This is a genomic window from Pseudovibrio exalbescens (genome assembly GCF_028737195.1).
Taxonomy (GTDB): Bacteria; Pseudomonadota; Alphaproteobacteria; order Rhizobiales; family Stappiaceae; genus Pseudovibrio; species Pseudovibrio zosterae.
Window position 1 is genome coordinate 402,236 of the sequence record NZ_JAQZAJ010000002.1, and the last position, 23,952, is coordinate 426,187.

At 55.7% G+C, this 23,952-nt stretch carries 23 protein-coding genes; all 23 read left to right on the forward strand.

Annotated elements, in window-relative coordinates; all coding sequences use genetic code 11:
* The first annotated feature begins 3 nt into the window (after positions 1 to 3).
* The 23 genes from PUV47_RS07000 to nusA all read left to right on the forward strand — a co-directional run bounded on the left by PUV47_RS07000 (position 4) and on the right by nusA (position 23,881).
* On the forward strand, positions 4 to 1,503 hold the full coding sequence (locus tag PUV47_RS07000) for an FMN-binding glutamate synthase family protein (protein WP_274217798.1): 1,500 nt from the start codon (positions 4 to 6) through the stop codon (positions 1,501 to 1,503).
* 240 nt (positions 1,504 to 1,743) lie between these two features.
* Complete coding sequence (dnaK, locus tag PUV47_RS07005; RefSeq protein WP_274217799.1) at positions 1,744 to 3,663, forward strand: molecular chaperone DnaK; 1,920 nt, start codon at positions 1,744 to 1,746, stop codon at positions 3,661 to 3,663.
* Between the two features lie 415 nt (positions 3,664 to 4,078).
* Complete coding sequence (gene dnaJ, locus PUV47_RS07010) at positions 4,079 to 5,206, forward strand: molecular chaperone DnaJ (RefSeq protein ID WP_274217800.1); 1,128 nt, start codon at positions 4,079 to 4,081, stop codon at positions 5,204 to 5,206.
* A 66-nt stretch (positions 5,207 to 5,272) separates the two neighbouring features.
* The gene (locus tag PUV47_RS07015; RefSeq protein ID WP_274217801.1) at positions 5,273 to 5,881 is read left to right on the forward strand and encodes a class I SAM-dependent methyltransferase; all 609 of its coding nucleotides are present in this window, start codon (positions 5,273 to 5,275) and stop codon (positions 5,879 to 5,881) included.
* Between the two features lie 117 nt (positions 5,882 to 5,998).
* Positions 5,999 to 6,589, forward strand: a complete 591-nt coding sequence (locus PUV47_RS07020; RefSeq protein ID WP_274217802.1) for an NADPH-dependent FMN reductase — start codon at positions 5,999 to 6,001, stop codon at positions 6,587 to 6,589.
* Between the two features lie 112 nt (positions 6,590 to 6,701).
* Positions 6,702 to 7,271: an ATP-dependent protease subunit HslV gene (gene hslV / locus PUV47_RS07025; RefSeq protein WP_274217803.1), complete on the forward strand. Its 570-nt coding sequence runs from the start codon at positions 6,702 to 6,704 to the stop codon at positions 7,269 to 7,271.
* A gap of 88 nt (positions 7,272 to 7,359) precedes the next feature.
* Entirely contained in the window at positions 7,360 to 8,664 is a 1,305-nt protein-coding gene (hslU, locus tag PUV47_RS07030; protein ID WP_274217804.1) for an ATP-dependent protease ATPase subunit HslU, read from the forward strand.
* A 94-nt stretch (positions 8,665 to 8,758) separates the two neighbouring features.
* Positions 8,759 to 9,253, forward strand: a complete 495-nt coding sequence (locus PUV47_RS07035; RefSeq protein WP_274217805.1) for a universal stress protein — start codon at positions 8,759 to 8,761, stop codon at positions 9,251 to 9,253.
* A 161-nt stretch (positions 9,254 to 9,414) separates the two neighbouring features.
* Positions 9,415 to 9,975 carry a NifU family protein gene (locus tag PUV47_RS07040; protein ID WP_274217806.1) on the forward strand — a complete coding sequence of 187 codons (561 nt, stop codon included), beginning with the start codon at positions 9,415 to 9,417 and terminating at the stop codon, positions 9,973 to 9,975.
* Positions 9,976 to 10,104: 129 nt separating this feature from the next.
* Positions 10,105 to 10,785, forward strand: coding sequence for a tRNA (adenosine(37)-N6)-threonylcarbamoyltransferase complex dimerization subunit type 1 TsaB (gene tsaB / locus PUV47_RS07045; protein ID WP_274217807.1), 681 nt, complete (start codon positions 10,105 to 10,107; stop codon positions 10,783 to 10,785).
* Positions 10,782 to 11,270 (forward strand): ribosomal protein S18-alanine N-acetyltransferase, encoded by a 489-nt coding sequence (gene rimI / locus PUV47_RS07050; protein ID WP_274217808.1) that lies wholly within the window; start codon positions 10,782 to 10,784, stop codon positions 11,268 to 11,270. Before tsaB ends, rimI begins: the two co-directional genes overlap by 4 nt.
* A 61-nt stretch (positions 11,271 to 11,331) precedes the next feature.
* Positions 11,332 to 11,769 carry a Fur family transcriptional regulator gene (locus tag PUV47_RS07055; protein ID WP_274217809.1) on the forward strand — a complete coding sequence of 146 codons (438 nt, stop codon included), beginning with the start codon at positions 11,332 to 11,334 and terminating at the stop codon, positions 11,767 to 11,769.
* Positions 11,770 to 11,773: 4 nt separating this feature from the next.
* Positions 11,774 to 12,664 carry a lysophospholipid acyltransferase family protein gene (locus PUV47_RS07060; RefSeq protein WP_274217810.1) on the forward strand — a complete coding sequence of 297 codons (891 nt, stop codon included), beginning with the start codon at positions 11,774 to 11,776 and terminating at the stop codon, positions 12,662 to 12,664.
* Between the two features lie 59 nt (positions 12,665 to 12,723).
* The gene (miaB, locus tag PUV47_RS07065) at positions 12,724 to 14,136 is read left to right on the forward strand and encodes a tRNA (N6-isopentenyl adenosine(37)-C2)-methylthiotransferase MiaB (RefSeq protein WP_274217811.1); all 1,413 of its coding nucleotides are present in this window, start codon (positions 12,724 to 12,726) and stop codon (positions 14,134 to 14,136) included.
* A 90-nt stretch (positions 14,137 to 14,226) separates the two neighbouring features.
* A complete protein-coding gene (locus tag PUV47_RS07070; RefSeq protein ID WP_274217812.1) occupies positions 14,227 to 15,273 on the forward strand; it encodes a PhoH family protein in 1,047 nt (348 codons plus the stop codon).
* Complete coding sequence (ybeY, locus tag PUV47_RS07075) at positions 15,260 to 15,769, forward strand: rRNA maturation RNase YbeY (protein WP_274217813.1); 510 nt, start codon at positions 15,260 to 15,262, stop codon at positions 15,767 to 15,769. Before PUV47_RS07070 ends, ybeY begins: the two co-directional genes overlap by 14 nt.
* A gap of 46 nt (positions 15,770 to 15,815) precedes the next feature.
* Complete coding sequence (locus PUV47_RS07080; protein ID WP_274217814.1) at positions 15,816 to 16,964, forward strand: transporter associated domain-containing protein; 1,149 nt, start codon at positions 15,816 to 15,818, stop codon at positions 16,962 to 16,964.
* A 37-nt stretch (positions 16,965 to 17,001) separates the two neighbouring features.
* Positions 17,002 to 18,618: an apolipoprotein N-acyltransferase gene (gene lnt / locus PUV47_RS07085; protein WP_274217815.1), complete on the forward strand. Its 1,617-nt coding sequence runs from the start codon at positions 17,002 to 17,004 to the stop codon at positions 18,616 to 18,618.
* Between the two features lie 189 nt (positions 18,619 to 18,807).
* A complete protein-coding gene (locus tag PUV47_RS07090; RefSeq protein ID WP_274217816.1) occupies positions 18,808 to 19,215 on the forward strand; it encodes a helix-turn-helix domain-containing protein in 408 nt (135 codons plus the stop codon).
* A gap of 127 nt (positions 19,216 to 19,342) precedes the next feature.
* Positions 19,343 to 20,527, forward strand: coding sequence for a methionine adenosyltransferase (gene metK / locus PUV47_RS07095; protein WP_274217817.1), 1,185 nt, complete (start codon positions 19,343 to 19,345; stop codon positions 20,525 to 20,527).
* Positions 20,528 to 20,588: 61 nt separating this feature from the next.
* Entirely contained in the window at positions 20,589 to 21,296 is a 708-nt protein-coding gene (trmB, locus tag PUV47_RS07100; protein ID WP_274217818.1) for a tRNA (guanosine(46)-N7)-methyltransferase TrmB, read from the forward strand.
* Between the two features lie 221 nt (positions 21,297 to 21,517).
* A complete protein-coding gene (rimP, locus tag PUV47_RS07105; RefSeq protein ID WP_274217819.1) occupies positions 21,518 to 22,105 on the forward strand; it encodes a ribosome maturation factor RimP in 588 nt (195 codons plus the stop codon).
* Between the two features lie 96 nt (positions 22,106 to 22,201).
* Positions 22,202 to 23,881 (forward strand): transcription termination factor NusA, encoded by a 1,680-nt coding sequence (gene nusA / locus PUV47_RS07110; RefSeq protein ID WP_274217820.1) that lies wholly within the window; start codon positions 22,202 to 22,204, stop codon positions 23,879 to 23,881.
* The last annotated feature ends 71 nt before the right edge of the window (positions 23,882 to 23,952 follow it).

A 23,952-nucleotide genomic window follows, 5' to 3' on the forward strand; every position in this document is an offset into this window, starting at 1 on the left:
CACATGGATATGCTACCGCCGCTCATCATCACAATCCTGAATGTATTTGCCGCCTGCTTTGCGCTTCTGCTTGTGATTGTCGTGGGCACACTTGTGACCCTGTACATTCTGGACCGCCGTCAGCATGCCGATGCCATCCGCCACAACTTCCCCGTCGTTGGGCGTTTCCGTGGCCTCTTCACTTACTTGGGCGAGTTTTTCCGCCAGTACTTTTTCGCCATGGACCGGGAGGAAATGCCGTTCAATCGAGCGGAGCGGAATTGGGTCGACAATGCGTCCGAGGGGCGAGACAACACGCAGGCCTTCGGCTCCACAAAGAACCTTCGCGAGCCCGGCACCGCCATTTTTGTGAATACGCCCTTTGCCAAGCTCGAGCGCGAGTATTCAAATCCCGAAACCCTGCGTATCGGCCCCTATGTGGCTCAGCCCTATGACCCGCCGAGCTTTTTCAATATCTCTGGCATGAGCTATGGCGCATTGTCCCGTCCAGCCGTCCTTGCGCTCTCCAAAGGGGCCAAGCTTGCGGGTTGTTGGATGAACACGGGCGAAGGCGGTTTGTCCCCCTACCATCTGGAGGGTGGCGCAGACATCGTCTTTCAAATCGGCACCGCGAAATACGGTGTTCGCACTTTGGAGGGCGAGCTTGACGAAGCGAAGCTGCGGCAGATCACCGAATACCCGCAGGTGAAGATGGTGGAGATCAAGCTCTCCCAAGGGGCCAAGCCGGGCAAGGGCGGCATGCTGCCCGCAGAAAAGGTCACCGCCGAGATAGCCAAGATCCGCGGCATTCCAGAAGGAACGCCGTCTTATTCGCCCAATCGGCATTTGGAAATCGGCAATGTGCCAGAGCTTCTCGATTTTATTGATCGCGTGCGTGGCATTGCTGGAAAACCGGTCGGGATCAAGCTGGTGGTCGGCACAACGGAATGGCTCCATGACCTGTGCGCCGAGATCAACAAACGCGGCATCGAAACGGCACCGGACTTCATCACCATTGACTCCGCAGACGGTGGTACCGGCGCTGCGCCCATGCCCTTGATGGACAATGTAGGCCTCACCATTCGAGAATCGCTTCCCATCGTGGACGACATTCTGCGGCTTCACGGGTTGCGCGGGCGCACCAGGCTCATTGTGTCTGGCAAGCTGGTCACGCCTTCTGCGGTCGCTCTGGCGTTGTGCGGCGGGGCTGACTTCACGGTTTCAGCCCGCGGCTTCATGTTCGCGCTGGGGTGCATTCAGGCGCTCAAGTGTAACCGCAATACATGTCCCACTGGCATCACCACCCATAATCCAGCCTTGCAGGAGGGGCTGGATCCGTCAGACAAGAGCGTCCGCGTCGCGCGGTACTGCGAGTCCTTGCGCAAGGAAGTGGAGATGATTGCACATTCCTGCGGCGTCGATGATGCGCGCAGATTGTCGCGAGAACATGTGCGTGTGGTGCAGGCCAATGGCCTGTCCGTTCCTCTGGACACCTTATACCCCCATTCTCAAGTAGGAGTCTGATGCGTTTTCCAAAGAAAATGTGAATTACCTGAGGGTGGTAACGTTCACATAACGGATGAACCAGTTATATCCCGGTCCAGCACTTGCGACGTAAAAAGACCCCTCTTATATACCCTGAGACGTTTCGATCTGTCAGATCGCGGGTCTAACTTTTGTAAGTGGGGACCGGCTGCCGCATGCAACGCAGCTTAGTCCGAACGCCTTATGGGTTCGGTCGGTCTGCCGAAAGGAGAGTAAAATATGGCAAAGGTCATTGGTATCGACCTCGGCACGACAAATTCGTGCGTATCCGTAATGGACGGTAAGAACGCGAAGGTGATTGAGAACGCCGAAGGCGCGCGCACCACACCTTCCATGGTTGCATTCACCGACGATGGTGAGCGCCTCGTGGGTCAACCAGCAAAGCGTCAGGCAGTTACAAACCCAACAGACACTCTGTTTGCGGTAAAGCGCCTCATCGGTCGTCGCTATGACGATCCGACAGTAGCTAAAGACAAGGACCTCGTACCTTACAAGATCGTCAAGGCCAATAACGGTGACGCTTGGGTCGAGGCAGAAGGCAAGGACTACTCCCCTTCCCAGGTATCTGCTTTCATTCTTCAGAAGATGAAGGAAACCGCAGAATCTTACCTCGGCGAAACGGTTGAGCAGGCTGTCATCACCGTACCGGCATACTTCAATGATGCGCAGCGCCAGGCAACCAAGGATGCCGGCAAGATCGCGGGTCTGGAAGTGCTGCGTATCATCAACGAGCCAACCGCTGCGGCGCTGGCTTACGGCATGGACAAGGAAGACGGCAAGACCATCGCGGTTTATGACCTTGGTGGCGGTACGTTCGACGTGTCCATTCTGGAAATCGGCGATGGCGTCTTCGAAGTGAAGTCCACCAACGGTGACACCTTCCTCGGTGGTGAAGACTTCGACATGCGTCTCGTTGACTATCTGGCCGAAGAATTCAAGAAAGAGCAGGGCATTGACCTCAAGCAAGACAAGCTGGCTCTGCAGCGTTTGAAGGAAGCCGCGGAAAAGGCCAAGATCGAGCTGTCCTCCGCTTCTCAGACCGAGATCAACCTGCCGTTCATCACCGCAGACCAGACAGGTCCAAAGCACCTGACTCTGAAGCTGACACGTGCCAAGTTCGAGCAGCTGGTGGATGACCTTGTTCAGCGCACCGTTGAGCCAATGAAGGCAGCCTTGAAAGACGCAGGTCTTGCAGCAGGTCAGATCGACGAGATCGTTCTCGTTGGTGGTATGACCCGTATGCCTAAGGTTCAGGAAGTGGTGAAGAACTTCTTCGGCAAGGATCCGCACAAGGGCGTGAACCCGGACGAAGTTGTGGCCATGGGCGCTGCCATTCAGGCTGGTGTTCTGCAGGGCGACGTGAAGGACGTTCTTCTTCTCGACGTGACCCCGCTGTCCCTCGGCATTGAAACCCTCGGCGGCGTGTTCACCCGTCTGATTGATCGGAACACAACCATTCCGACCAAGAAGAGCCAGGTGTTCTCCACCGCAGAAGACAACCAGACCGCTGTGACCATTCGTGTGTTCCAGGGTGAGCGCGAAATGGCTGCGGACAACAAGATCCTCGGCCAGTTCGATCTGGTCGGCATTCCGCCAGCACCGCGCGGCGTGCCACAGGTTGAAGTGACCTTCGACATCGACGCCAACGGCATCGTGAACGTGTCCGCAAAGGACAAGGGCACCGGCAAGGAACAGCAGATCCGCATTCAGGCTTCTGGTGGTCTCTCCGATGCTGACATCGATCAGATGGTCAAGGACGCTGAAGCTCACGCTGACGAAGACAAGAAGCGCAAGGAACTGGTCGAAGCCAAGAACCAGGGCGAAGCTCTGTACCACTCCACCGAGAAGTCTCTCAAGGAGTATGGTGACAAGGTTTCTGCCGATGACAAGTCCGCAATCGAAAGCGCCCTTGCAGCTTTGAAGACTGCAATGGAAGGCGAAGACCTTGAGGACATTCAGGCCAAGACCCAGGCGCTGGCAGAAGTTTCCATGAAGCTCGGCGAAGCCATGTATCAGGCTTCTCAGGCTGAAGAGGAAGCTGCGAGCGAAGGCGACGACGGTGACGTCCAGAAGCCTGTAGACGATGTGGTTGACGCTGACTTCGAAGAAGTCAAGGACGACGACAAGAAGTCTAACTGATAAAGACGAGCGCGCCCCGTTAGAGTTTCTCTGGCGGGGCGCATCCTATCAGGGCTTCTAGATGCGCCCTGAAGAATTACGAGTATGACTGTCTGGTTGGGTATTGCCAGCGCGCAGGCACTCAGGTCATCTGGTTCATTCGGGAATGATGACCGCTTGAGGGGGCTTGCACTCGCATGGCGCGTTTGCCATATGCGTCCAAAGAGATGTGACCCAACGGGCGAAAGTTTAGTCCGTCACACAGCGGATACTTGAAGATTGACCGGGGCAGTTTCCCCGAAACCACGAGCAGTTATTGGCGCAGGCGGAATGCCGCCTGAAAATGCCGCAGTCGAACTGGGTGCAGACGTTTGGTTCGAGCTGGTTCTTGGTGTGTGTGCCAAACCCTGCTGCAGTGTTGGAGCGAAATTTAGAAATGTCGAAACGGGACTACTATGAGGTGCTCGGCGTATCGCGGGAGGTAGACGAAAAGGCCCTCAAAAGCGCCTATCGCAAGCTGGCGATGAAGTACCACCCCGATCGCAATCCGGGTGATGAAGAGGCTGAAGCCAAGTTCAAGGAAGTCAGCGAAGCCTACGACACCTTGAAAGACGCCCAGAAACGCGCGGCCTACGATCGTTACGGCCATGCAGCGTTTGAAAATGGCGGCTTTGGTGGTGGCGCTGGCGCGCACGGCGCAGACTTCGCTTCTGCCATGTCGGACATCTTCGACGAGTTCTTTGGCGGTGGCGGCGGACGTCGCGGCCCGGGCCGGGAGCGCGGCGCGGATCTGCGCTACAATCTCGACATCACGCTGGAAGAAGCTTACACGGGTAAGGAAGTCGAAATTGAGGTGCCAACCTCAATCACGTGCGACAACTGTTCCGGTTCGGGCGCAAAGCCCGGCACCCAGCCCAGCACCTGTACCACCTGCGGCGGCGTTGGCCGTGTGCGCGCGGCTCAGGGCTTCTTCACCATGGAACGCACCTGCCCAAGCTGTCAGGGGCGCGGTGAAATCATCACCGATCCTTGTGAAAAGTGTGGCGGCACCGGGCGCACGACCCAGAACCGTACCCTGTCCGTGAACATCCCGGCGGGCATCGAAGACGGCACCCGCATCCGCCTTGGCGGTGAGGGAGAGGCAGGCCTGCGCGGCGGGCCGGCGGGGGATCTTTACATCTTCCTGTCCATCCGGCCCCATGAGTTCTTCCAGCGCGATGGCGCGGATATCTTCTGCCGCGTGCCGATTTCCATGACAACCGCAGCCCTCGGCGGCCAGTTTGAGGTGCCAAGCCTCGATGGCTCCACCGCGCGTGTGAAGGTGCCGGAAAGCACCCAGACGGGCAAACAGTTCCGTCTGCGCAGCAAGGGCATGCCGGTCATGCGCTCGCATCAGCATGGCGACATGTACATTCAGGTGGTGGTGGAAACCCCATCCAAGCTGACAAAGCGTCAGCGCGAGCTGCTGCAGGAGTTCGAAAGCGAGTCCTCAGGCGAGAACCATCCAGAGTCGACGGGCTTCTTTGCCCGCGCAAAGGAGTTCCTCGAAAATCTGAAGGGCTGATCCGGCAGGGCTTGTAATATCTTACAGAATGATGAAAATCAGGCTGTTGTAGATATGGAGAGTTGCATGCTGAGCGAAACGAAAGGCCGGGCGAACAGTGCTCTGAAAAAGCTTCGCAAAGACATGCAATTCGTTCTGGAATGGGCAGGAAACCCGCTTCAGGTTGGGGCAGTGGCCCCTTCAAGCCCTTATCTCGGTCAGCGGATGGCAAGCTACATTCCGCCTTACTCAAGGAAACCCGTGCTGGAGCTTGGCCCCGGCACAGGGGCGGTCACAGCCGCTGTTCTCAAGAGCGGCATCGCCCCGACACGGCTGATCGCCTTGGAGTACAGTCCTGAATTTTGTGAGACGCTGCGGCAGAAGTTTGATGGCATTTCCGTTGTCCAGGGTGATGCCTACAACATCGCCGCCACCCTGCCGCAGTTGCCACAGGAGAGCCTTTCGGCCATCGTCTCCAGTTTGCCGCTCATGAACAAAGCCCCTCGTGCTCGCCTTGCATGTCTGCGCGCAGCGCTGGACTATCTGGAGCCGGGCGCACCGTTCATCCAGTTTTCGTATGCCCTGAAGCCGCCGGTCTCTGTCAAAGGCACGGAATTGACAGTGGAGCGGTCCAATTGGATCTTTAAAAACCTCCCGCCTGCTCGGGTCTGGGTCTATCGCCGTGCTGCCTTCTGAGCACACAAGACCCGTCACGAACCGTGACGCCTGCACATGCGTGGAAGCTGCAATGACCAGATCTGGTCAGGGTCACCCTGGCATGCCTTGCAATTCACTATTGAGGATACGGCTTTCATGACTCCCAAGATTTTGGTGTTCTCCGGCTCCACCCGCTCCCAGTCCTACAACGCGCAACTGGCGGCGCTGGTTGCCAAACATGTGGCGCTCGAAGGCGCAGACGTGACCCTGCTCAACCTCTCTGATTACCCACTGCCCCTTTACGATGGTGACCTTGAAGAGGAGCAGGGGGTGCCGGAAAACGCGCTCAAGCTGAAACGGTTGATTGACCAGCATCATGGTGTCTTCATCGCCTCTCCAGAGTACAACTCCTCCATCTCCCCCCTTCTCAAGAACACACTGGACTGGATCAGCCGCGTGCGGGAAGACGGTGAAGAGCCTCTGGAGGTTTACACCAAGGCGATCTATGCCATCGGCGGCGCAACGCCGGGGCTTCATGGCACCATGCGCGGCCTCATTCACCTGCGCACGATCATGGAAGTCTCGTTGGGCTGCTTGGTGCTGCCGGACATGATCACCGTGAATTTCGCGGCTAAGGCATTTGATGAAAACGGGGAGCTGGCCAAGGAGCCAGCGCAGAACCGCCTTAATAAAATGGTGCAGCGTTTGGTAATGGAAGCGCGCAGCCGGACAATACGTAGTCACTGACTAATTATTGCCAAGAAGTTGGCAAGCGCCAGATCACTGCATACATATGAAAGCGGTGACTTGATAACTATTGAGATTTAGAACTGCAAAACAGCAGTTTGGAGTGTATTTGATGAGTGAACATGGTGAGCCACAACAGTGGCACGGCACAACAATCTTGACAGTACGGAAAGGCGGTAAGGTTGTTATCGCGGGTGATGGTCAGGTTTCGCTGGGCCAGACCGTGATTAAGGGCACCGCACGCAAGGTGCGTCCCCTTGCCAAGGGCGAGGTCATTGCAGGCTTTGCCGGTGCCACCGCAGACGCTTTCACACTTTTTGAGCGCCTTGAGGGAAAGCTGGAGCAGTATCCCGGACAGCTGATGCGCGCCTGTGTAGAGCTGGCGAAGGATTGGCGTACAGATCGGTATCTGCGCCGCCTTGAGGCCATGATGCTGGTGGCGGACAAGAACATTTCTCTCGTTCTCACGGGCACGGGCGACGTTCTTGAGCCGGAAAATGGCGTCATGGGCATTGGCTCTGGTGGCAACTATGCCCTGTCCGCAGCCCGCGCTCTGGTCGACACAGATCTTTCTGCCGAAGAAATCTGTCAAAAGGCCATGGCCATCGCAGCAGACATTTGTGTCTACACAAACAACAACCTGACCATCGAAACGCTGGAAGATACATCGGGCGCAGCATAAGCTCGCCTCGATTTGTCGGTTCAAACAGACCGGAGAAGGGGTGCCACGCCTTGGGTCCTTTCAAATCGGTGCTAGGAAAGATGATAGAATGAGCAATTTCTCTCCACGCGAGATCGTATCCGAGCTGGATCGCTACATCATCGGACAACATGATGCCAAGCGCGCCGTTGCCATTGCCTTGCGCAACCGCTGGCGCCGTCAGCAGCTGGAAGAAGGCTTGCGAGAAGAAGTTCTGCCAAAGAACATCCTGATGATTGGCCCAACCGGTGTGGGTAAGACGGAAATTTCTCGCCGTCTGGCCAAGCTTGCCAACGCGCCATTCACCAAGGTTGAAGCAACCAAGTTCACCGAAGTTGGCTACGTCGGCCGCGATGTGGAACAGATCGTTCGCGATCTGGTCGAAGCTGGCATCACCTTGGTGCGCGAGCGCAGCCGGAAGGAAGTTGAAGCCAAAGCCCATCTTCTTGCGGAAGAACGGGTTCTGGACGCTTTGGTTGGCCCGAGCGCCAGCCCGTCGACGCGTGATACCTTCCGCAAGAAGCTGCGTGAAGGCGATCTGGACGACAAGGAAATCGAGGTTGAGGTCCGGGCTCAGCCCTCAATGCCAAACTTCGACATTCCCGGCATGCCCGGTGGCGGCAGCATTGGCGTGATGAACCTTTCGGACATGCTCGGCAAGGCTTTTGGCGGTCAGACCAAGAAGAAGCGTGTCAACGTCCGCGACAGCCATCAGCTGCTGCTGACCGAAGAATCCGACAAGCTGCTTGATGAAGAAAAGATCGTGCATGAAGCCATCGATCTGGTCGAAAATCACGGCATCGTCTTCCTGGATGAGATTGACAAGATCTGCGCCAAGGATCACCGCGGCGGAGATGTTTCCCGCGAAGGTGTGCAGCGCGACCTGCTTCCACTGATCGAGGGAACGGTTGTTTCCACCAAGCACGGCCCGGTCAAGACAGACCACATCCTGTTCATCGCCTCAGGGGCGTTTCATGTGGCCAAGCCGTCTGATCTCCTGCCGGAGCTTCAGGGCCGCCTGCCAATCCGCGTTGAACTGAAAGCACTCACCCGCGACGACTTCCGCAGCATTTTGACGGACACCGAGGCAAGCCTCATCAAGCAATATGTCGCGCTCATGGGCACGGAAGAACTCACTGTCGAGTTCACGGATGATGCGATTGAAGAGATTGCCACCATCGCGGTGGACCTCAACGCCAACATTGAGAACATCGGCGCACGTCGCCTTCAGACGGTGATGGAACGTGTTCTGGATGAAATCTCCTTCACCGCGCCAGATCGCGCAGGCGAGACGGTTGTTATCGATGCGGAGTTTGTCCGCCAGAATATTGGTGATCTGGCAAAGAATATCGACCTGTCTCAGTTCATCCTTTGATTAACCCAGCCTGGTGCCGTAACAATATGACGGTTAGGGAGGGCTTGCAGGCTCCGGCAACAGTCTGCAAGCCGCACGGGATCGGAGCTTAAAGATGGTTGCGATACGCAAAGCAAATGAAGAGGGGCATCGACGAAAGTTTCTGGTCGTCGTCGATGATACACCGGAATGTGGCCGCGCTATTGTGTATGCCGCCCGTCGTGCAGCACGCACCGGCGGCGTTGTAGTGCTGCTTTATGTCATTGCCCCGAGTAATTTCCAGCATTGGCTGGGTGTAGAAGACATCATGCGAGCCGAAGCGCAGGAAGCTGCGGAAACAACGCTGGCAAAGGCCGCAGAGCGTGTGCGCGCTGCTGCCCGCACGGAGCCGGAGCTGGTCATTCGTGAGGGCACTCGCTCAGATGAGATCATGGACCTCATTGATCAAGATGCCGATATTGCGACCCTCGTTCTGGCTGCTGGCACCTCAAAGGAAGGCCCTGGGCCCCTTGTGTCGTCCATAGCTGGCAAGTCCGCCGGATCGTTCCCCATCCCAATTACCATTGTTCCGGGTAATTTGGATGATGACGCGCTCGCGGCTCTGGCATAATAGGGTACTAATCCCATATTATGCGTAGAATTGCGGTTATGCGAAAGTTGCTTGGAAAACCGAGCTTCACGGTAGCAGTCGCGATCGGAATTAAATAAGACAACACCCTCGTACAGGCTGCAGTGGGTTCATTGTGGCCTCGAAACCATTTGGAAGTGGCTATGTTTATTCAGACCGAAGTGACGCCCAATCCTGCAACACTCAAGTTCCTGCCGGGCCGTATCGTGCTGCCTGAAGGCACGCTGGATTTCCGCAGTGCTGAGGAAGCGGCGGTATCGCCATTGGCTGAGAGCCTGTTCCAGATCCCGGGTGTGGTCGGCATTTTCTTCGGCCACGACTTCATCACCATCACCAAGGATGACACCGATTGGCAGCATTTGCGCCCGGCGATCCTCGGTATGATCATGGAGCACTTCATGTCCGGCGCGGAAATCCTTCGCGGCGACAGCAAGGGTGATGGGGATATCGGGGAAGAGTTCTTCGATGAGGGTGACGAAGAAACCGTGACCATGATCAAGGACTTGCTAGAGACGCGCGTTCGTCCGGCTGTTGCGCAGGACGGCGGCGACATTACCTTCCGAGGATACAAGGAAGGCATCGTCTATTTGACCATGCGCGGCGCGTGCGCCGGGTGCCCGTCATCAACGGCCACCTTGAGCCATGGCATTCAGAATTTGATGCGCCATTTTATCCCGGAAGTTCAAGAGGTTAGACAGCTCTAGTTTTACTCAAGGGTAAGCATGTAGTTAGTTCTACCCAGTGAATTTGGTGGGAATAATACGATCGAGACTAATGGGCTAGAACTTAATGGTTGCTCGACAAAAACAGCAGCGGGCGCTAAGCCAAATCCTATGAAACTGCTTGCTATAGATACAGCTTTAAGCTCGTGCGCTGCTGCCGTTTTGACCGTCGAAAACGGCGAGGAAACGATCGTGGCACAGAGTGAAGATTTGGGCCGCGGCCATGCTGAGCGTATCATGAGCATGGTGTCGGGCGTGATGGCGGAATCTTCCACCACCTTCAATGCGCTGGACCGTATCGTCGTTAATGTTGGACCGGGCAGTTTCACAGGCCTTCGCATTGGCCTGTCCATTTCCCGTGGCTTTGGGCTTGTGTTGGGCAAACCGGTCGTGCCGGTAACCACCCTTTCAGCCATTGCCGCTGAGGTGTTGGTGCAACCTTCCAATGACCGGCCTTTGCTCGTGGCGCTCGATGCGCGCCGGGACGAGGTATACTGTCAGACGTTCACGGCGCAGGCCGAACCTCTGGGTGAGGCCAAGGTCTCCACAGTGAAGGATCTGGCACACGATCTGCCGGCAAATGCTCTGTTGGCCGGGTCTGCAGCTCTGGCTGTTGCCAAGGCCGCTGGCGTGGACAGTGAGGCAGTGCGCAGCGAAGCTGCTTATGCCTCCATCGAGTTTGTGGCCCGACTTGGCCTGAATGCACCTGTTCCACAAAAAGCGCCGATGCCGCTTTACCTTCGCCCGCCTGATGCCAAGCCACAGGAGCGGGGACGGATCCTTCGTCAATGAGCCTTGAGTGGTTCAAAGCGCCGCCGCCAATCATCCGCAAAACGACCCTGCAAGACCTGCGAAGTCTTGCAGACATCCATGCGCAGTGCTTTCAGCCGGGCTGGGGGCGGGCAGAGCTGGCCTCGCTCTATGAGCAAAAAGGCGTCGTGTTTTTCACCGCAACGCCCTCGGGTGCGTTCGAGCGCCGGGATCCAATAGGCTTTCTTGCACTGCGAATTGTTGCTGATGAAGCTGAGGTTTTGACAATAGCCGTCTCTCCAAAGTATCAGGGGAAAGGCGTTGGCCGAAAGCTGATGGAGGATGGCCTCTTCCACCTCTATTCAGAACGCGTGGAAATGCTGTTTCTGGAAGTGGATGACACCAACGTTTCTGCGGTATCCCTCTACAAGAAACTGGGATTCAGGCAGGTGGGAGAGCGCAAGGGCTACTATTCCAATAGCGAAGGTAGTGGAACGGCGCTTGTCATGCGTTGCGATCTCCGGTAATCGCACAGTCAGAATTTGAGAGATAGGCCGAGACTGCGACGGCATTGAGGTGAATTGTTCCATGGTTGCTGAGAATGAAATGACACTCATCGAGCTCTGCGCGCACAAGGGAATGCGCATGACAGACCAGCGTCGCGTCATTGCGGATGTCATTCAGGCAGCAGAAGATCATCCGGATGTGGAAGAGCTTTACCGCCGCGCAGTTGAAATTGACCCCAAGATCTCCATCTCCACGGTTTATCGGACTGTGAAGCTGTTCGAAGACGCTGGTATCATCGAGCGCCATGATTTTCGTGATGGCCGTTCGCGCTATGAAACAGTGTCAGAAGAACATCATGATCACCTGATAAACCTGCGCACCGGCGACGTTATCGAGTTCCGCAGCGAAGAGATCGAGAAAATTCAGGAAGAAGTCGCGCGCAAGCTGGGCTTCAAGCTGATCGATCACCGTCTGGAGCTTTATGGTGTTCCGCTGTCCGATGAAGACACAGAGGCCTAACTAGATGCATTCAGCCAAAGCAATTGTTGTTATTCTGCTTTTGACAATTGCAACGCTGATCATGATCCCCCTGCAATGGGTGGCCATGAAGCTCGATCTCAAGGTCCAGCGTAAACTGCCGCTTGTCTGGCATCGCATTGCCTCCACGTTGATGGGCATTCGGGTTCACCAGGAAGGGGGCGCGGTTGACCATCGTCCGCTCCTGATTACGGCGAACCATTGCTCTTGGCTCGATATCGTGGTGCTGGGCCGCACCATGCCGCTCAGCTTCATCGCCAAGTCCGAAGTTGCAGGCTGGCCAATCTTTGGCCTCTTTGCCAAGTTGCAGCGCACGATCTTTGTGAACCGCAGTCGCCGTTCGGATACCGGCAAGGTGACCCGGGAAGTGGCGGATCGCATGGCCTCTGGGGATGCGATCGTGTTGTTTGCTGAAGGCACGTCGTCAAATGGCAATCAGGTTCTCCCTTTTCGCTCCGCTCTCATTGGTGCTGTTCATCATGCCATGGGAGATGGGGAGGGGGATAAAGCTTGGGTGCAGCCGCTTGCCATCAGCTACACCCACCTTCACGGCATGCCCATGGGCCGGTTCTGGCGTCCCCACGTCGCTTGGTATGGCGACATGGAACTGCCGGGCCATCTTTGGATGCTGCTCAAGGAGGGCGGGCTTGATGTGCACCTTACATGGGGTGAGCCAATTCCATTGGTCGGCACCTTCAACCGCAAGCAGCTGACCAGCGAGCTTGAGAACACCGTTCGTACCATGATGGTCGGAACGCTGATCGGCGCAGAAAATCACGATTTCGTTCAAACCGACGCAGACGAACGCATCGACTTCTCAAGCGACGAAAAAAAGTTTAAACGAGACGCAACAGACGACATGAAGGCCGCCAGCTAAGAGCGGCGATTTCAGACAGAAGGTTTCGGCACTGCGCTGACAGGTGCCTAGAGGACTAAATGGAAAATCTGAACCAAGAACAAGCTGCCGTAGCTCAAGCTCAGACATCTGAAAACGCCGAGAACAAGAAGGCGTCACGCAAGGTTTTCGTGAAAACCTATGGCTGTCAGATGAATGTCTACGATTCCGACCGCATGACCGATGCGCTCTCCAACGATGGATATGAGAGCACGGACACGCTGGAAGACGCGGATCTGGTAATTCTGAACACCTGTCACATCCGCGAAAAGGCGGCGGAAAAGGTGTATTCGGAACTGGGCCGTATCCGCAAGCTTAAGGAAGAAAAGGCCAAGGATGGCAAGGACATGATGGTTTCGGTCGCAGGCTGCGTTGCGCAGGCGGAAGGGGGAGAAATCTCTCGCCGCGCACCAGTCGTTGACCTCGTTGTCGGTCCTCAGAGCTACCACCGCCTGCCGGAGCTTCTTAAGCAGGCTAAGGAAGGCCAGAAGGTCGTCGAAACCGAATTTGACATTGAAGACAAGTTCAAACATTTGGCAACGCCTTCAAAGGAAGCTGTTCGCAAGCGCGGCGTCACGTCGTTCCTCACGGTTCAGGAAGGCTGTGACAAGTTCTGCACCTTCTGCGTGGTGCCTTATACCCGCGGTGCGGAAGTCTCTCGTTCCGTCGAGCAGATTGTTGGTGAAGCCAAGCAGTTGGCTGCCGCTGGCGTGCGTGAGCTCACGCTTCTCGGCCAAAATGTGAACGGTTGGCATGGTGCTGGCGCGGATGGCCGCGAATGGGGACTGGGGGAATTACTTTTCGAGCTTGCAAAGATCGATGGCCTCACCCGATTGCGTTACACCACGTCTCACCCGCGTGACATGGACGATGCCCTGATTGCAGCGCACCGCGATCTGGATATCCTGATGCCGTATCTGCACCTGCCGGTACAGTCGGGATCTGATGCCATCTTGAAGGCCATGAACCGCAAGCACACCCGCGATGACTATTTCCGGCTGATAGACCGCATCCGTGAGGCGCGTTCGGACATCGCCATGTCTGGGGATTTCATCGTCGGCTTCCCTGGTGAAACAGATCAGGATTTCCGCGACACCATGGACTTGGTGGAACGGGTTGGTTACGCCTCCGCATTCTCCTTCAAGTACAGCCCTCGTCCGGGTACGCCAGGTGCGCTGCTTGAAGAGCAGATCGAAGAAAACGTTAAGAGTGAACGCCTTGCAGAGCTACAGGCGCTGCTCGCGCACCAGCAACAGGCGTTCAATGCCTCACTTGTAAATCAGCGCATCGAAGTGCTTTTTGAAAAGATGGGCCGCAGAGAGGGTCAGTTGGCTGGCCGTTCACCCTGGCTCCAGCCGGTTCATGTAAATGCACCAGCAGAGTTGTACGGTGAAATGGCAACGGTAGAAATTGTAGGCAGTTCTGCAAATAGTCTGGAAGGCCGACTGATTTAGGGGCAAGATAGGTATGCGCATAACGCGCAGGCTAAACGGAGGCACTGATTGAAGGGCAACGCCCACTCCAAGTCTGCATCGCAGGCTAACATGCGACCCGCAGCCGCGTCAGATATGATGCATGTGGTTCTCGCGTTCGAGGACAACCGACTGGTTGGAGACCTGTTCGGTCAGTTCGATCAAAACCTAGCTCTTATTGAGCAGCGAATTGGCGTAGATGCCGTGGCTCGAGGCAATCAGGTCACGATACGCGGCAGCAAGTCAGGATGCGAACAGGCCAAGCTCACGCTTGAAGCCTTGTACTCGCGGCTTCAAAAGGGCCATGAGGTGCATCCGGGCGATGTAGACGGCGCCATTCGCATGGCAGAAGCAGCCGAAGCGCAGCTCACCCTGCCAACAATGGAGCCCAAGTCCCGTCTGGCCTTTGCCCAGATTTCTACGCGCCGCAAGACGCTGATCGCCCGCACGCCTACTCAGGATGCCTATATCCGCGCCATGGATCGGTCCGATCTGACCTTTGGCGTTGGTCCGGCAGGTACGGGTAAGACGTATCTCGCGGTGGCTTATGCGGCTGCCCTGCTGGAACGCGGTGAGGTCGATCGTATGATCCTCTCCCGTCCTGCCGTAGAAGCGGGTGAACGTCTTGGCTTTCTGCCGGGCGATATGAAGGAAAAGGTGGATCCGTATCTGCGCCCGCTCTATGACGGCCTCAACGACATGATGTCGCCGGAAAAACTGGAGCGCGGTCTGGAAAGCGGCATGATTGAGGTCGCGCCCCTTGCGTTTATGCGCGGTCGTACCCTGTCCAACGCGGTCGTGATCCTCGATGAAGCGCAGAACACCACATCCATGCAGATGAAAATGTTCCTGACGCGTCTCGGCGAGAACTCCAAGATGATCATCACGGGGGACCCGTCTCAGGTCGACTTGCCTCCGGGGCAGATGTCCGGTCTGCGTGAGTCGCTCAAGATTCTTGGCGGCGTCGAAGGCATTTCAGAGGTCCGGTTCACCGAGACGGACGTGGTGCGACACGAGCTTGTAGCCCGCATCGTTCATGCCTATGACGAGGAAGGACGACGTCGGTTTGAAGCGCGGCAGGCGGCCAAGGCTGAAGAAACGGCAAATGAGCAACAATAATCTGGCTGTTGAGCTTGATCTGCTGATTGAGACGGATGGCTGGGCGTCGGAGGAAGACCTGCGACGCCTTGCCGAAAGCGCAATTGGTGCGGCCTTTCAGTGCGCTGAGCTGGAAGCCGTGCCGCATTCGGAGATTTCTCTTGTCTTTACGGGAGATCCCGAAATAAAAGAATTGAACAGAGAATGGCGCGGCAAAGACAAGCCGACCAATGTTCTGTCATTTCCAGGCTGTGATGAGGAAGAACCACCATTTGGCCCTCTGCTTGGAGACATTGTTATCGCCAGAGAAACGGTTGAACGGGAGGCTGAAGAGCTCGGCATCCCATTTAAAAACCATCTGACGCATCTTCTCGTCCACGGAACTCTTCACCTTTTCGGGTATGATCACCAAATAGACGAGGAAGCTGAAGAAATGGAGGATCGGGAACGGCAAATTCTGGCCAGCCTGAACATTCCTGATCCTTATGCGGATGCTCCGTTGAGCGCCGATACTTAAACCCTTTGAGCTCATGGTGGGCCTCAAGGAATCTATTGAGAAAGAGATGACTGGTTCTGAACCGCGAAGTACCGAAGGGGGCACAGCCTCCGAGGGAAGTGAAAAAACGCAAGATGCAAGCCCGCGAGCGACGTTGGCTGCCGATGATGCCTCCGAACCACCGGAGACCAAGCCCGGTTTTTTTGCCGGGCTAGGAAGCGCCTTCAAGGCCTACAAGAAGAACCGCCGTGGCAAGTCCGGTTCCCTCCGCGAGAACTTGGAGGACGAACTCTCTCGCGAGAGCGTCGATGCGGACAATGACTCCTTTACCGCCTCTGAGCGCGAGTTGCTTGCCAACATTTTGCAGCTGCGCGAATCTCGCGTTGAAGACGTGATGATTCCGCGCGCAGACATAGAAGCGGTTGAAGACACCATTCCTATTGCCGATCTCATGGAGTATTTCCGTGAGTCTGGGCACTCGCGCATGCCGGTCTACCATGAAAACCTCGATGACCCTCGAGGCATGGTGCACATCAAGGACTTGATGTCCTACATGGCAGAAGAAGCGGGCATGCCGAAGCGCAACGGCAAAAGAAAGAACGGCGAGCGTCTGGAAAACGGAAATGGCAAGGACACGGTCGTACCAGAGATGGATCTGGGGCGCATTGATTTGTCACGTCCTTTGTTCAAGACCGGTTTGATACGGCCCTTGCATTTTGTACCGCCCTCCATGTCCTCTCTGGATCTCATGAAACAGATGCAGGTCACGCGTGTTCAGATGGCCTTGGTCATTGACGAGTATGGCGGAACCGACGGTCTGGTCTCTCTGGAAGATATCGTGGAAACGGTCGTTGGTGACATCGAAGACGAGCACGATGAAGCTGAAGAGGCGATGATCACCACCGTTCGCGACGGCGTGTGGGCGGTAGACCCTCGTATTGACCTTGAGGATCTGGAAGAAGAGATCAAAACCGGCTGGGAAATCGGCGAATTGACCGAGGACGTCGATACGCTTGGGGGGCTGTTGTTTACGCTTCTGGGTCGTGTACCGGTTCGCGGCGAGCTGATCTCTGACCGCCATCTGCCAGGCTATGAGTTTGAAGTGATGGATGCTGATCCACGGCGGATCAAGCGCTTGAAGATCTACAGACGGCGTCAGGAACAACGCGCAGGTCTGGTGAGAAACCGAACAAAACGTGCAGAGGCCGCCGAATAGGCGGTCTTTTCACTCTTTAAAACCAGGGGCCCTGGCCATGACATCGTTGTCGCTGTTTGCCGAGCGTGTCGCTCGTCCATTCCTGCTGTCATGGGGGCTACGTCGATCGTTGCTCGCCACGACCCTTGGGGCCGCCGCGGCGGTGTCCATGCCGCCCTATGGCGCCTTTCCGCTTCTTTTCCTGTGTTTCCCCTGCCTCATATGGCTTTTGGATGGCGCGACCGCCAGCTCGGAGGGGGATAAGCGGCGAAACGCGCGTCGTTTCTTCTCCATTGGCTGGGCCTTCGGCTTCGGTTTCTTTCTGGTTGGTCTTCTCTGGATCGGTGAGGCCTTCCTGGTGGAGGCGGAGACCTATGCGTGGATGATGCCGTTTGCCGTGGTTATCCTCCCCGCAGGTCTGGCCTTATTCCCTGCTGTCCTCCTCTCGCTTGCCAGCCTCTTCTGGCGGCAAGGACCCTCTCGCATATTGGTATTTGCCGTCGCATTCACGCTATGCGACTACGTGCGCGCCCACGTTTTTACCGGGTTTCCCTGGAATTCTTGGGGTTACGCCGTTGTGCAGAGTGATCAGCTGGTGCAGCTCGCGGCCTACATCGGATTGTTCGGCCTAAGTTTTCTGGTGTTGTTTGTTGCCGCAAGTCCGGCCTTGCTTCTGAAAGAGAGTAACACTGGAAGTCGTAAGCCTGTTTTACTTTTGGCCGGGGTTCTGGCAATCGCCGCGCTGGTACTGGGAACACTGCGCTGGACGGACCGCAGTCAAGCATTCGTAGAGCCGAATATTCTAATTGTGCAGCCAAATGTACCGCAGAGCGAGAAGTGGAAGCCTGAAAATCGTGACAAGCTTTTGCCGCACTATTTGGAGATGACCGCTGCGGCGCTTAAAGGTGAGAAAAATGATTCAACTCGCCTCATCTTTTGGCCTGAATCTGCATTTCCATTCTTATTGACGCAAGAGCCTGGCGCGCTCGCCATGATTGCTGAGGTGCTTCCACAGAATACTTACCTAATCACAGGTGGTATTCGTGCGGACTATGGCGCGCAGGGAGCCACTAACTTCTACAATAGTGTCTATCTGGTTGACGCTAATGGAATTGTGGTTGACGTATACGATAAGGTGCGTCTGGTGCCGTTTGGGGAGTACCTCCCATTCCGTGAAATCCTGCAATCTATTGGTGTAGAGCGCCTTGTGCCGGCGCCCAGCGACTTCACGGCGGGCTATCGTTACAGATCGATTAGTATTTCTAATGATCTTAGTTTTCAGCCCCTGGTCTGTTACGAGGCGATTTTCCCGCAATCTCGGCTTAATATGTCAGAAAGGCCGCAGTTTCTGGCAAATATAACTAACGATGGGTGGTTTGGAGACAGTTCCGGCCCCTATCAGCACCTGATGCAAGCAAGGATGCGCGCTGTCGAACAAGGTATTCCAGTGATACGTGCAGCCAACACAGGTGTTTCTGCGGTGATTAGCCCTCACGGTGAAATACTATCAGAAGTTGTCTTGAATAGGGCGGGTCGCATCAAAGCAGCTCTCCCAAAAATACTGGAACCTACACTCTATGGAAGATGGGGTGACTGGATTTCTCTGGTGTTTATTCTCGGTTGTGTTTGTCTCCTATTGGTATTTGGGGTACTTTTACCTGCTCGTAGAGATTGACGCGAGGCAAGAAATATCGTCAACATAGACTTGCGTGAGATGAGTGGTGGTCTTCGCGGTAAAGGCGAATTGTATCGCGATCTCTAATGCACTGCCGAAACAAAAAAGCGAAGTCCTGCTTCAGCAGTACTTCGATAAAAAGCAACTGACGGTTAGTAACCACAATTATGAAAGAAGAGGGCCGTTGCAATGGCCAGTAAAAAGGCACCTAATCCCATCGATGTTCATGTCGGGAGCAGAGTCCGGCTTCGTCGCATGATGCTGGGCATGAGCCAGGAAAAGCTTGGCGAAAGTCTCGGAATCACCTTTCAGCAAATCCAGAAGTACGAAAAAGGCACAAACCGCATAGGCGCAAGTCGCTTGCAGCACATCGCGACAATTCTGAAGGTTCCGGTTGCCTTCTTCTTTGAAGATGCGCCCGGATCGCCAGAAGAAGCTCAAGGGGTCGGGGACAACCCTCAAACGACCTATGTGGTTGATTTTTTATCTTCGTCGGACGGTCTGGCGCTCAACAAGGCGTTCGTGCGCATTGAAGATCCCAAAATTCGAAAAAAGCTAGTTGAACTTGTCAAGAGTTTAGCGGGCGAAGACGCTTGAATTTTCGGATTGATGCGCCACTTGAAAAGTTGGACTTGACCAAGTGCACTACCTTGGTTCATTAACGTGCTGAAGCGGCGGGTTTCCGTCGCTTCTTTGTTTTATCTTCCCAGAAGGACGTTTGCCAATGGCTCGTCAAAGCTATCTTTTTACTTCCGAGTCGGTCTCTGAAGGCCACCCGGATAAGGTCTGCGACCGCATCTCGGACGCAGTTGTTGATGCCTTCCTCCGCGAAATGCCGGAGGCACGTGTTGCCTGTGAAACGCTGGCAACCACCAACAAGTTGGTTATCGCCGGCGAGACGCGCGGCCCTGCATCTATCACCAAGGACTACATCGCTCATCTTGCGCGTATGGCCGTTAAGGATATCGGCTACGAGCAGGAAGGTTTCCATTGGGAAAACCTGGACATCGACGTCATTCTGCATGGCCAGTCTGCGCATATTGCGCAGGGTGTCGATGCATCTGGCGACAAGGATGAGGGTGCAGGCGATCAGGGTATCATGTTTGGATATGCCTGCCGCGAGACGCCAGAGCTGATGCCAGCTCCAATTCTGTATTCTCACAAGATCCTGCGCATGTTGGCGGAGGCTCGCAAGTCGGGTCATGAGCCAACCCTTGGTCCTGATGCCAAGAGCCAGGTCACGGTGCGCTATGAAGACGGTAAGCCGGTTGGTGTGACCTCCATCGTGCTGTCCACTCAGCATCTAGACGAAGCCATGACTTCCAACGATGTACGCTCCGTTGTCGAACCGTACATCCGCGCAGCGCTTCCGGCGGAGTGGATCAGCCCAGAGACCATTTGGCATATCAACCCGACTGGCAAGTTCGTCATCGGTGGCCCGGATGGTGACGCTGGTCTGACCGGCCGCAAGATCATCGTGGATACCTACGGCGGCGCAGCTCCACACGGTGGTGGCGCGTTCTCCGGCAAGGATCCGACCAAGGTGGATCGCTCGGCAGCTTATGCCGCGCGCTATCTGGCAAAGAATGTTGTGGCCGCAGATCTTGCGGACCGCTGTACAATTCAGCTCTCCTATGCGATCGGCGTTTCCGAACCTCAGTCTGTGTTTGTAGATCTGCACGGCACTGGCAAGGTGGCAAATTCGGCGGTTGAGCGCGCTCTGCGCGAGGTGATGAGCCTGACGCCGCGCGGCATTCGTGAGCACCTTGGTCTTAACAAGCCAATTTACGAGCGTACCGCAGCATATGGCCACTTTGGTCGTGAAGCAGAGCAGGACGGCGGCTTCTCTTGGGAGCGCGTTGATCTGGTTCACACCCTTCACCAAATGCTGGAAAAAGAATACGCTTAAAACTGAAGCGATAGAGGAATTGCATCCGGCCGGCATCTTGTCGGCCGGATTTCTGTAAGTCATGACTGATCATTACAAAGGGTCTTTTTTCGGCCGCCGCGTCGGCAAGCCGCTAAAAGACCGCCAGACGCGCCTAATCGAAGATTTTCTGCCAACGATTGCCGTTGATCCGACCACTCAAACGCCGCAGGACCTGAAATCACTTTTCGGGCCGGAGGTTGAGCAAGTGTGGTTGGAGATTGGCTTTGGCGGTTCCGAACACTTGATGCATCGTGCGCGCCAGAATCCGGCCATAGGCTTCATTGGGGTAGAGCCGTTTCAAAGCGGTATGGCCAAAGCCGTCGCTTCGGTTCACGATGAAGGCTTGAAGAACGTGCGCCTTTATGATGATGACGCGACCAAGCTGCTTGATTGGATGCCGGCGCAATGTCTGGATGGTGTTTATCAGCTCTATCCCGACCCTTGGCCGAAGAAGAAACACTGGAAGCGTCGCTTCGTAAATCAGGTCAACCTGACCCGTATTGCCCGTGCACTGAAGGTCGGATGCCAATACCGTTTTGCGAGCGATATTGATACCTATGTGGATTGGACCCTTGCCCACTGCCGGCAACATCCGTCATTCGAATGGCTGGCAGAGCGCCCTCACGACTGGCGTGAGCCATGGGATGGTTGGCCGGGCACCAGGTACGAGCGAAAAGCAATTCGCGAAGGCCGTATCGGGCGTTACCTGTCTTTTGAGCGTTTGCGGGACGGTCAGACCGATCTTTAAGCGCGATAAACTCATGCGTATGGGCCTCTTTTTTGTTGCATAAGACAGGTAAATGTCTATATTGCGCTCAAGAGTTCTCATCCGGCTCGTAAAGAGCGATAGGAGAGTGGGCCCGGACGGACCCGCTCTTTTTTATTACCTGGGCCGGCCTGAAGGCTCACGTTGATGATCCGAGCGCACATTTTTGAGCTGCGCTCCATAACAATCATAAAAGGTGAGAAGTGGAAGATCACGATCCGAGAATTGTTAAGGAACAAGGGCTTGAGGCCCGTGTTGCCGCAATTGTAGAGCCGGTCATTGAAGATCTTGGCTATCGGCTCGTGCGCATCCGTGTCAACGGCAACAATGGATGCACACTGCAGATCATGGCTGAGCGTTCGGATGGCACGATGACCGTCGATGGATGCGAAGAGATCAGCAAGGCTGTGTCTCCGGCATTGGACGTGGATGATCCGATTAGCGGTGCATACCACTTGGAAATTTCTTCGCCGGGTATTGACCGCCCGCTCGTTCGCGTAAGCGACTTTGAGCGTTGGGCAGGTCACCTTGCGAAAATCGAAATGGCTGTTCCTCAGCAGGGGCGCAAGCGCTATCGCGGCATCATCGCTGGTGTCGAAAACGGTAAGGCTGTTGTCAAGATAAGCGACGTTGCGCCGGGTGAAGAAGATACAGCCCTGTTGCCGCTGGAAGAAATTGGCGAAGCGCGGTTGATCCTGACCGACGAGCTGATTGATGCGGCACTGAGTGCAGACAAGGCGGCAAAGGCCGCCCGTGGTGAAAACGTCGACGAAGATTCTTACCACCACTAAGAATGAAACCGTCCTTCGGGGCAGGCTCGCTGAGCCACCGTTTTTGTTGAGAGGCCTGCAAACAAGCGTGCAGGATGTTGAAGGAGTTGATGAGACATGGCCATCAGCGCAAACCGACTGGAACTGCTGCAGATCGCTGATGCGGTTGCCCGCGAAAAGTCGATTGACCGCACGATTGTGATCGATGCCCTGGAAGATGCAATCCAGAAGGCTGCCCGGTCTCGCTATGGTACGGAGACCGAGATCCGTGCTGAAATCAATTCAAAGACAGGTGAAATTCGCCTGCAGCGCCTCCTTCATGTGGTTGAGCAGGTTGAGAACGTATCTACTGAGATTGCGTTGGTCGATGCGAAGTCGCGTAACCCTGAAATTGGCCTGGGCGATTTCGTTGCTGAGCCTCTGCCGCCTCTGGACTTCGGCCGTATCGCCGCGCAGTCAGCCAAGCAGGTCATCGTTCAGAAGGTCCGCGAAGCAGAACGCGATCGTCAGTATGATGAGTTCAAAGATCGCATCGGTGAAGTGATCAACGGCGTCGTCAAACGCGTTGAATATGGCAACGTGATTGTCGACATCGGGCGCGGCGAAGCAATTGTACGCCGTGATGAGCTGATCCCACGTGAAGTGTTCCGCAATGGCGACCGTATCCGTGCCTACGTTTACGATGTGCGCCGCGAGCAGCGCGGTCCGCAGATTTTCTTGTCACGCACGCACCCTCAGTTCATGGCCAAGCTGTTCATGCAGGAAGTGCCTGAAATCTATGACGGTGTCATCACCATCAAGGCAGTGGCGCGCGATCCAGGTTCCCGCGCTAAGATCGCGGTTTTGTCAAATGACAGTTCCATTGATCCGGTCGGTGCCTGTGTGGGTATGCGTGGCTCTCGCGTTCAGGCCGTTGTTGGCGAACTGCAAGGCGAAAAAATCGACATCATTCCTTGGAATGAAGACGCGGCAACTTTCATTGTGAACGCGCTTCAGCCTGCTGAGGTTGCCAAGGTTGTTCTGGATGACGAATCCGAGCGCATTGAAGTTGTTGTTCCAAACGACCAGCTTTCCCTGGCAATCGGTCGTCGCGGTCAGAACGTTCGTCTTGCTTCTCAGCTGACCGGCTGGGGCATCGACATCATGACAGAAGCCGAGGAATCCGAGCGTCGCCAGAAAGAGTTCCAGATCCGCTCCGATCTGTTCCAGGCCAGCCTCAACGTCGATGAGATGGTGAGCCAGTTGCTTGCATCTGAAGGCTTCACTTCAATCGAAGAAGTGGCGTATGTTGATGTCGAAGAAATCGCTTCTATCGAAGGCTTCGATCCTGACACCGCTGACGAAATTCAGGCCCGCGCGCGTGAATTCCTGGAAGAGCAGGAAGAAGAGTTGCGCAAGCAGCGTGAAGAGCTGGGCGTTTCTGAAGTTCTGACAAACGTTCCGGGTCTGACCTCCGCTATGCTGGTTGCACTCGGCAAGGACGACATCAAGACAATCGAAGACCTTGCTGGTTGCGCGGCTGATGATCTTATCGGCTGGACCGAGCGCCGCGATGGTGAGACAGTACGTGTCGACGGTACTCTGACCGGCTACGAGCTCTCTCGTGCGGATGCTGAGTCGATTGTGATGGCAGCCCGCGTTGCGGCCGGTTGGATCGAGCCGGAAGAACTCATTGAAATGGAAGCCGAAGACTCTGACGAGGATGCGGCAGAAGAGTCCGAAGAGGACGCAGGTGTTGACGCAGACGCCGTTTTCGAGCAAGAGAGCGGTGCAACGCAGGAAGACACCGAAAAATAAAATGGTCAGTTGTGCGCGGCGAGCCTTGGCTTGGCTGCGCACCTGCAGTTTTCGGAAAGTAGATTTTAGCT

Bases quoted from the DNA above. Each gene is read 5' to 3' on its own strand.
- PUV47_RS07000 (WP_274217798.1), top strand. From the start codon at position 4: ATGGATATGCTACCGCCGCTCATCATCACAATCCTGAATGTATTTGCC.
- dnaK (WP_274217799.1), top strand. From the start codon at position 1,744: ATGGCAAAGGTCATTGGTATCGACCTCGGCACGACAAATTCGTGCGTA.
- dnaJ (WP_274217800.1), top strand. From the start codon at position 4,079: ATGTCGAAACGGGACTACTATGAGGTGCTCGGCGTATCGCGGGAGGTA.
- PUV47_RS07015 (WP_274217801.1), top strand. From the start codon at position 5,273: ATGCTGAGCGAAACGAAAGGCCGGGCGAACAGTGCTCTGAAAAAGCTT.
- PUV47_RS07020 (WP_274217802.1), top strand. From the start codon at position 5,999: ATGACTCCCAAGATTTTGGTGTTCTCCGGCTCCACCCGCTCCCAGTCC.
- hslV (WP_274217803.1), top strand. From the start codon at position 6,702: ATGAGTGAACATGGTGAGCCACAACAGTGGCACGGCACAACAATCTTG.
- hslU (WP_274217804.1), top strand. From the start codon at position 7,360: ATGAGCAATTTCTCTCCACGCGAGATCGTATCCGAGCTGGATCGCTAC.
- PUV47_RS07035 (WP_274217805.1), top strand. From the start codon at position 8,759: ATGGTTGCGATACGCAAAGCAAATGAAGAGGGGCATCGACGAAAGTTT.
- PUV47_RS07040 (WP_274217806.1), top strand. From the start codon at position 9,415: ATGTTTATTCAGACCGAAGTGACGCCCAATCCTGCAACACTCAAGTTC.
- tsaB (WP_274217807.1), top strand. From the start codon at position 10,105: ATGAAACTGCTTGCTATAGATACAGCTTTAAGCTCGTGCGCTGCTGCC.
- rimI (WP_274217808.1), top strand. From the start codon at position 10,782: ATGAGCCTTGAGTGGTTCAAAGCGCCGCCGCCAATCATCCGCAAAACG.
- PUV47_RS07055 (WP_274217809.1), top strand. From the start codon at position 11,332: ATGGTTGCTGAGAATGAAATGACACTCATCGAGCTCTGCGCGCACAAG.
- PUV47_RS07060 (WP_274217810.1), top strand. From the start codon at position 11,774: ATGCATTCAGCCAAAGCAATTGTTGTTATTCTGCTTTTGACAATTGCA.
- miaB (WP_274217811.1), top strand. From the start codon at position 12,724: ATGGAAAATCTGAACCAAGAACAAGCTGCCGTAGCTCAAGCTCAGACA.
- PUV47_RS07070 (WP_274217812.1), top strand. From the start codon at position 14,227: ATGCGACCCGCAGCCGCGTCAGATATGATGCATGTGGTTCTCGCGTTC.
- ybeY (WP_274217813.1), top strand. From the start codon at position 15,260: ATGAGCAACAATAATCTGGCTGTTGAGCTTGATCTGCTGATTGAGACG.
- PUV47_RS07080 (WP_274217814.1), top strand. From the start codon at position 15,816: ATGACTGGTTCTGAACCGCGAAGTACCGAAGGGGGCACAGCCTCCGAG.
- lnt (WP_274217815.1), top strand. From the start codon at position 17,002: ATGACATCGTTGTCGCTGTTTGCCGAGCGTGTCGCTCGTCCATTCCTG.
- PUV47_RS07090 (WP_274217816.1), top strand. From the start codon at position 18,808: ATGGCCAGTAAAAAGGCACCTAATCCCATCGATGTTCATGTCGGGAGC.
- metK (WP_274217817.1), top strand. From the start codon at position 19,343: ATGGCTCGTCAAAGCTATCTTTTTACTTCCGAGTCGGTCTCTGAAGGC.
- trmB (WP_274217818.1), top strand. From the start codon at position 20,589: ATGACTGATCATTACAAAGGGTCTTTTTTCGGCCGCCGCGTCGGCAAG.
- nusA (WP_274217820.1), top strand. From the start codon at position 22,202: ATGGCCATCAGCGCAAACCGACTGGAACTGCTGCAGATCGCTGATGCG.